Raw genomic sequence first — 2,418 nt, 5'->3', positions numbered from 1 at the left:
TCGCGGGAGGGGGCAGCGGGTGAAGCCAGGACGGGGGCGAGCTGCATGGAGCCTCAGAGGTAACGGGGGACGCGCTGGCGGTAGCGCGCGTAGGCCTCGCCGAGGCGGTCGGAGAGGTAGCGCTCCTCCTGGAGCACCAGCCCGTGGAACAGCACCCCCAGCACCGCGCATGCCCCGAGCGTCACCAGCGACGGAGCCCAGAGCGAGGCGCCCACGAGGTACAGGTACGAGAAGACGTAGATGGGGTTGCGCGAGTAGCGGTGGAGTCCTCTCTCGTGCAGCAGGGGCAGGGACTCTCCCGCGTCCACGCCGATGCGGAACGTCGCGCCCATGCCGTACTGCGCCGCCAGCATGCCCAGAAGCCCGAGCACGCTCAGCGCCCAGCCTATCTCCGGAGGAAGGGCCAGCAGGGGCCGGCCCCAGGGCAGCTGGGACCAGCGCGGCCAGAGCGCCGCCGCCACCACCGAGCCCGCCCACACCAGCGAGACGCCGCTGATGCGCCGCGTGAGGCGCGTGTGGGCGGAGTCGGCCCCGGTGCTCCGGTAGGCCAGCGGGCTGCGGCCGAAGCGCAGGCGGTAGACGAGGCTTGTGCCCAGGTGCCCCAAGAGCAGGTGCAGCGAGATGAAGCCCAGGTAGAGCGCGGGCGCGTCGGCAAGCAACTTCATGGTCCCACCACTTCCGCCGCAAGCCCGAAGCCCGAGGACGCCCAGCCCGCGAGCTGCTCGGTGAAGTCGCGCAGCTCGCCCCGGGTCCACAGCCCCTCGAACGTCGCGGTGTTGATGTGGAGCGTGTCGCCAAAGCCCAGGCCCGTCGCGCCCCAGGTGGCCGTGTGGCTGCGCATGGAGTGGATGCGGAAGGGCGCGTCCACGAAGTGCTTGTCGAGCCGGCCCAGGTAGGTCGCCACCAGCGTGTTGGTGCGGGGCTCGGCCACCAGCCCGGGGCGCGCGTTGCGCCGCAGCACGGGCCCCGGGGCGAGCCGCGCCACCGCCATGCACTCCAGCGCCGTCGTCCAGTGCACGCCCTCGTCGAGCACGCGCCGCAGCGCCTCGCGCACCAGCGCCGCCAGGGCGGGCGCGTCCTCCAGCCGGGCGCGGACCTCCCGAAGGGGAAGCTCCAGCGGCACCGTCGAGCAGCCGTTGCCCAGCATCCGCCCCAGCCCCAGCATGCGCCGCAGGTCCACCGGCACCCGCAGGCGGATGAGCCCGTCCTTCGTGGGCTCGCGCAGCGCGACGCCCGCCAGCAGCGCGGCGAAGAAGACCTCCGAGGCCTGGACGTCCGTGCGGCCCGCCGGGAGTGTCAGGCGCGCCGTCGCCATCAACGAGCGCCCCGCGGTGTCTCCACTGCGGCGCAGGCCCAGGCCCCGCTGCGCGAGGAGCCGGCGGCGGGGGCTCGCGAGGCCCAGCACCCTGCCCGGCCCGCGCAGCGCCGCGAGCAGCACCTTGCCATCCGTCAGCGTCGAAGGGCCCAGCGGGGGCGACTGTGACGCGCGCCCCGCGCAGTGCAGCCACAGTCGCTCCAGCAGGTGGGCGAGCGCCTTGGCGTCCCCGATCGCATGGTGGAGCTGGATGGCGAGCAGCCACGGGCCCGGCGCGCCATCGGCCAGGGGGTGGAGGTGCAGCCGCAGCGGCACGTCCCTCGTAAGGTCCACCCGGGTGTTGATGACGCGCGTCACCGCCTCGGGCTCGTCCAGCGGCTCGGCGCATTCCAGCAGGACCGCGTCCACCGCCTCGTCCGTGCGCGGCGCGGGCACCCACGCACCGCGCGCGTCGTCCCAGGCCACGTTGAGGCGCTCGCTCTCTCGCACCAGGGCGCGCAAGGCCCCGCGCAGCCGCGCCACGTCGGGCCGCGCGTCGATGCGCAGCAGCACCGTGGCCCAGATGGTGGCCACCTCGCCGTCCAGCCGCGCAAGGAGCGTGTCTACGAAGTTCGCGCGCATCGCTCCACCCATCCCTTCCACAGGGCCCGGGCCGCCTCGCCGTCCAGCCGCGCCCGCCCCACCGCCTCGCGCGCCCGCTCCGGCGCCGGCAGGTGCTGGAAGACGATGTCGTCAGGCGCGTCCAAACGCGGGCGGAGGCCCGTCGGCAGGTAGCCCGCCGCGAGGAGCACGGGCGTGGCCTCGGCCACCCGCTGGGGCTCGCCCATGGACAGGTGGACCAGGTCCACGCGCGCCCGCGAGGACGGCAGCGCCGTGGTCCCCTGCCCTTCCCCGGCGGTCCCCACCAGCTCCCGCCGTTCGAGCCGCAGCGACTCGTTCCAGTCGAGCGGGCGCGACACGAGGCCCCCGGCGCGAGGGCGGCGCTCCAGCGGCGTCAGCTCCACGGTCCCCGGCAGGCCCGAGGCGGCGAGGATGGACGCAAGCCACTCGCCCCACGGCCCCGCGGGCAGGAAGCGCCGGCGCGGAGGCAGCGGCGCGAGCAC

General features: G+C 75.1%; 3 protein-coding genes. All 3 read right to left on the bottom strand.

The annotated features are described in order from the left end of the window. Positions 1–53 precede the first annotated feature (53 nt). Positions 54–665 carry an isoprenylcysteine carboxylmethyltransferase family protein gene (locus tag D7X55_RS38450; protein ID WP_121725627.1) on the bottom strand — a complete coding sequence of 204 codons (612 nt, stop codon included), beginning with the start codon at positions 663–665 and terminating at the stop codon, positions 54–56. Further along, positions 662–1,936: a hypothetical protein gene (locus D7X55_RS38445; protein WP_120546457.1), complete on the bottom strand. Its 1,275-nt coding sequence runs from the start codon at positions 1,934–1,936 to the stop codon at positions 662–664. The genes D7X55_RS38450 and D7X55_RS38445 overlap by 4 nt, the downstream gene beginning before the upstream one ends. After that, positions 1,918–2,418 (bottom strand): hypothetical protein (locus tag D7X55_RS43745; protein WP_158626486.1); only part of this gene is annotated, 501 nt, incomplete at its 5' end. The genes D7X55_RS43745 and D7X55_RS38445, both read right to left, overlap by 19 nt.

The sequence above is a fragment of the Corallococcus sp. AB049A genome (assembly GCF_003668885.1).
GTDB lineage: Bacteria > Myxococcota > Myxococcia > Myxococcales > Myxococcaceae > Corallococcus > Corallococcus interemptor.
This window is presented reverse-complemented; position numbering and strand designations above follow the sequence as displayed.